Raw genomic sequence first — 4,438 nt, 5'->3', positions numbered from 1 at the left:
CGCTCACGCCCATCCCGCTCACGCAGGAGATCGGCATGGCGGCGGTGCCGCAGCCGCCGCCCCTGCCCGTGCCGCCCCTCGCGGACGTGCCCGCCGAGACCCCGGCGGCCGAGCTCGCGGCGCCCACCCCGCCGCCCGTCGTGGCCCCCGCGCCCGAGGGCGCCGCCCCGCTCGCCGACCGGATCCAGGCGCCGCGCGAGAAGGCCGACGCGCGCGAGGCCAAGGCCGACCGCGAGCCGCGGGAAGGCCGGGGCGACCGCGACCGGGAGCGCCGCCGCGACCGCGACGATCGCGGGCGCCGCGAGGGTCGCGAGGGTCGGGATCGGGAGAACCGCGAAGGCCGCGAGGGCCGCGAAAGCCGCGGCCGCAACGGCCACGACCGCGAGAAGCGCTCCAAGGAGCCGAAGAACATCCAGGACCTCCTGAAGGAGGGCCAGGAGGTGATCGTCCAGGTCGCGAAGGATCCGATCGGGACGAAGGGCGCGCGCATCACGAGCCACATCTCGCTGCCCGGGCGCCACCTCGTGTTCATGCCGACGGTCGATCACATCGGCATCTCGCGCCGCATCGAGAAGGACTCCGAGCGGCGCCGGCTGCGCGACATCGTCGATCGCATGCGTCCGGACGGGACCGGCTTCATCGTCCGCACCGTGGCGGAGAACGTGGAGGCGGCGAAGCTCGAGGCCGACATCCGCTTCCTCATCCAGGTCTGGAACGAGATCATCCGCACGAAGGACAAGGTCTCCGCGCCGGCGCTCCTCCACGGCGACCTCGACCTCATCCTCCGCGCGACGCGCGACCTGTTCACCGCGGAGGTGGGCAAGCTCGTCATCGACGATCGCGACGAGTACGAGCGGATCCTCCGCTTCGTGCACGACCAGGCGCCGCACCTCGAGAGCCAGATCGAGTACTACCGCGGCGAGGAGCCGATCTTCGACGCGTACGGCATCGAGCAGGAGCTGAAGCGCGCGAGCCAGCGCAAGGTCTGGCTGAAGAGCGGTGGCTACATCATCATGGACCAGGCGGAGGCGCTCACCGCCATCGACGTCAACTCGGGCCGCTACGTCGGCAAGAAGAACCTCGAGGAGACGATCACCAAGATCAACGTCGAGGCCGCGAAGGAGATCGTCTACCAGCTCCGCCTGCGGAACATCGGCGGCATCATCATCATCGACTTCATCGACATGGACAAACCCCAGAACCGCGACAAGGTCTTCAAGGCCTTGCAGGACGCGCTGGGGCGGGACAAGGCGAAGACCAACGTCCTCAAGATCTCCGAGCTCGGGCTCGTCGAGATGACGCGCAAGCGCGTGCGCGAGTCGGTCACGCGCGTGATGAACGAGCCCTGCAGCTACTGCGAGGGCAAGGGGCACATCAAGTCGAAGATCACGATCGCGTACGAGATCTTCAGGGAGATCCGCCGCGAGGCGGTTCACTTCCCCGAGCCCGTGCTCGTGGTGAACGCCCACCCCGAGGTCGCGCGCATCCTGCAGGGCGCGGAGCGCGAGGAGCTCCGCTACCTCATGGATCGCTTCAACAAGACCATCGAGGTGAAGGCGCAGTCCGGGTACCACCAGGAGCAGTTCGACATCTACGGCCGCCAGCAGCGCGGCGATCAGCCGCGCGAGCGGGAGCGCGAGCGCGGGCGCGGCCGGGACCGCGGCGGTGATCGCGGCGGTGATCGCGACCGCGGCGGTGATCGCGGTGGGCGCGGCCGCGCGCCGGAGGAGCCGCAGGCCACGGCGCCGTCGGACGCCTCGGGCAGCGCCGGCGGCTCCGGCGGCGAGGAGCGCTGACGAGGATGACCGGCCCGGCGGAGACGCGGGAGCGCGTGGTCCGCCTCCTCCGGGCCGGCTGGAGCGCCGTCGGGACCGCCCTGCGGGTCCTCGACAGCGACGCCGTGCGCCTGCGGGCCATGGCGCTCACGTACATCACGCTGTTCGCGCTCGTCCCGGCCCTCGTCGTCGCCTTCTCGGTGGTCCAGGCCTTCACCGGGATGGAGAAGATCTCCGAGCTCGTCCACGAGTTCCTGATCTCCAACCTGGCCGTCGGCGCGCGAGACACGCTCGAGCCGTACCTCCAGCGCTTCGTGACCAACGCGCACGCGACGAGCGCCGGGATCGTGGGCGGCGCGCTCCTCGTCTGGTCGGCGATCTCCCTCTTCACGAACGTCGACGCCGCGCTGAACGACATCTGGGGCGTGCAGCGCCGGCGCCCGATCGCGCAGCAGGCGGTGATCTACTGGATGGGGATCACCCTCGGGCCGCTCCTGCTCGCGGGCTCGCTCACGCTCGCCGCCACCGGCCGCGCGTTCCTCGCGAGCAGCGGCTTCCGCGCGCTCGCGGTCGCGGGCGGCGCCCTCCTCACCTGCACGTTCTTCTCGCTCATCTACCTCCTCGTCCCCTACACGAAGGTCCGCATCAAGTCGGCCGTGATCGCCGGCCTGGCCGCGGGCGTCGCCTGGGAGCTCGCCAAGTGGGGTTACGCGCTCGGGATCGGCGGCATCGTCCGGTACCACGCGATCTACGGCTCCGTGGCGGCGATCCCGATCTTCATCTTCTGGCTGTTCGTCTCCTGGACGATCCTCCTCTTCGGCGCGCGCCTCGCGTTCGTGATCCAGTACGCGACCGCGCTCATCCACGGGGCTCCGCAGCCGTCGTCGCCGACCGGCAAGGAGATCCTCGCGGGGCAGGCCATGCTCCAGATCGCGAGGGCGTTCGACCGGGGAGAGCCCGCGCCCGACGCGGGCGACGTGGCGAGCAGGCTCGGCTCGGGCGCCGAGGAGGCCGGGGAGGTCCTCGCGGCGCTCAGGAACGCGGGGCTCGTCGTCTCCCTCACGGATGGGGGGCTCGTCCCGTCGAGGCCGCTCGAGCGGCTGACGTTGCTCGATGTGCGCCGGGCCATCGTGGGGCGCTCGTCCGACCTCCCCCACTCCCGCGGGCCGGTGGCGGGGATCGTCCGCGAGATCGAGGAGCGGGCGGAGGAGCGCCTGGCCGCAGTGGATTTCCGCGCGCTGTGCGAGCAAAAGCCCTCTGCGCAAGCCTTGCCGGCGGCGGCCTCTCCCTCCGGGCAAGCGGGCGAGCTGCCGGCGCGGCGCGCGTAGTCAGGGGCGCGATTCGCGCCGCCCCAGTGCGCAGAACTGCGCATGCCGTTGGAACCCTTGCTGATTTCGGAGGCTTCGGCTAGGCTCCCCTCAACCTCGAGGGGCTTGCCGAGCCTTGCGGGCCCTCAGCTTTCGTCCGGAGTGCCGATGCTGAAGTCGGATCTCATCAACATCCTCGTGGTCAAGCGCGGCGTCACGCAGAAGCAAGCGGAGTCCACGATCGAGACGATCTTCGACTCGATGAAGGACGCGCTCTGTCGCGGAGAGAACATCGAGATCCGCGGCCTCGGCGCCTTCCACGTGAAGCACTACGACGGGTACCAGGGCCGTAACCCCAAGACCGGAGAGGTGATTCCGGTGAAGCCGAAGCGCGGGATCCTGTTCCGCACCGGCAAGGAGCTCCGGGATCGCGTGAACCGCCCGGAGGCGCTCGCGAAGCCGCTCGAGCCCGACGACGAGGACGAGGGCAACGACGACGGCACCCCGCCGGTTGCCGCCGGCGCCTGAAGCTCGGCGCTCTCCCGGTGGCAAGCTCGCGGGCCGCGGCCAACCTGCCGCGGCCCGGCGCGTTTTTGGGATCGCTCCGCTCAGGCCGCGAGGGCGAGCCGCCCCACCGGACGGACCTCTTGCTCGGGCGGGAGCTCGTCGAAGGTGAGCACCGCGACCTGCGGAAAGCGCGGCGCAACGAGTCCGCGCAAAGCCCGCCGGACGTCCGCACTCGCAAGGATCACGGGCGCTTCGGCGCCGCCGCGTGTCTCCGCGTCCAGCGCGTCGAGCAGCGCGCGCGCGTCGGAGGGGTCGAGGGCGAGCGCCTCACCGGCGAGGGCCTCGCGGATCGCGCGCTCGGCGGCGGGATCGACGAGCAGCGCGGCGAGCGGGCCACCCCGGCCGAAGCGATGCGCGATGTGGCGCCGGAGCGATCGGCGGCACGCCTCGGCGAGCGCTGCCGCGCCGCGCGCGGGCCCGCCGGCCTCGAGCATCGCCTCCAGGATCGTCCGCAGCGGCCGGATGGACACGCCCTCCTCGACGAGCCGGCGCAGGACCTCGGCGAGGAGCGCGGGCGGGAGCTGGCGGCCCGCCTCGCGGACGAGCGCGGGCGCGGTGGGCTCGAGCGCGTCGAGGAGCGCCTGCGCCTCCTGCACGCCGACGAGGTGATGCGCCGCGCCGCGCAGCGCTCCGCCCGCCTCGGCGACGATCCGCTCGAGGTGGCCGAGCACCGGCCCGAGCGCGGACGCGCGGGCGGCGTCCGCGGCGGCGACGAGCGCCGCGGGGCGGCCGCTCGCGGGGTCCGTCGCCGCCGTCGCCCCGACGCCGACGAGCGCGAGCTCCTCGGGC

At 72.3% G+C, this 4,438-nt stretch carries 4 protein-coding genes; 3 read left to right on the top strand and 1 reads right to left on the bottom strand.

The annotated features are described in order from the left end of the window. The 3 genes from MNZ39_RS23395 to MNZ39_RS23385 all read left to right on the top strand — a co-directional run. Window positions 1–1,796, top strand: a 1,796-nt coding sequence (locus tag MNZ39_RS23395) for an Rne/Rng family ribonuclease (protein ID WP_242341497.1), incomplete at its 5' end; no start/stop codon positions are given. A gap of 5 nt (window positions 1,797–1,801) precedes the next feature. Further along, window positions 1,802–3,103, top strand: a complete 1,302-nt coding sequence (locus MNZ39_RS23390) for a YhjD/YihY/BrkB family envelope integrity protein (RefSeq protein ID WP_242341496.1) — start codon at window positions 1,802–1,804, stop codon at window positions 3,101–3,103. A gap of 147 nt (window positions 3,104–3,250) precedes the next feature. Continuing rightward, window positions 3,251–3,610: an HU family DNA-binding protein gene (locus tag MNZ39_RS23385; protein WP_242341495.1), complete on the top strand. Its 360-nt coding sequence runs from the start codon at window positions 3,251–3,253 to the stop codon at window positions 3,608–3,610. Between the two features lie 80 nt (window positions 3,611–3,690). Here the strand turns inward: MNZ39_RS23385 and MNZ39_RS23380 are convergent. Continuing rightward, window positions 3,691–4,438 (bottom strand): FHIPEP family type III secretion protein (locus MNZ39_RS23380; RefSeq protein ID WP_242341494.1); only part of this gene is annotated, 748 nt, incomplete at its 5' end.

Source organism: Anaeromyxobacter sp. SG66 (assembly GCF_022690805.1).
GTDB lineage: Bacteria > Myxococcota > Myxococcia > Myxococcales > Anaeromyxobacteraceae > Anaeromyxobacter > Anaeromyxobacter soli.
The sequence above is the reverse complement of the archived record's forward strand: the minus strand, read 5'-3'. Positions and strand labels throughout refer to the sequence as shown.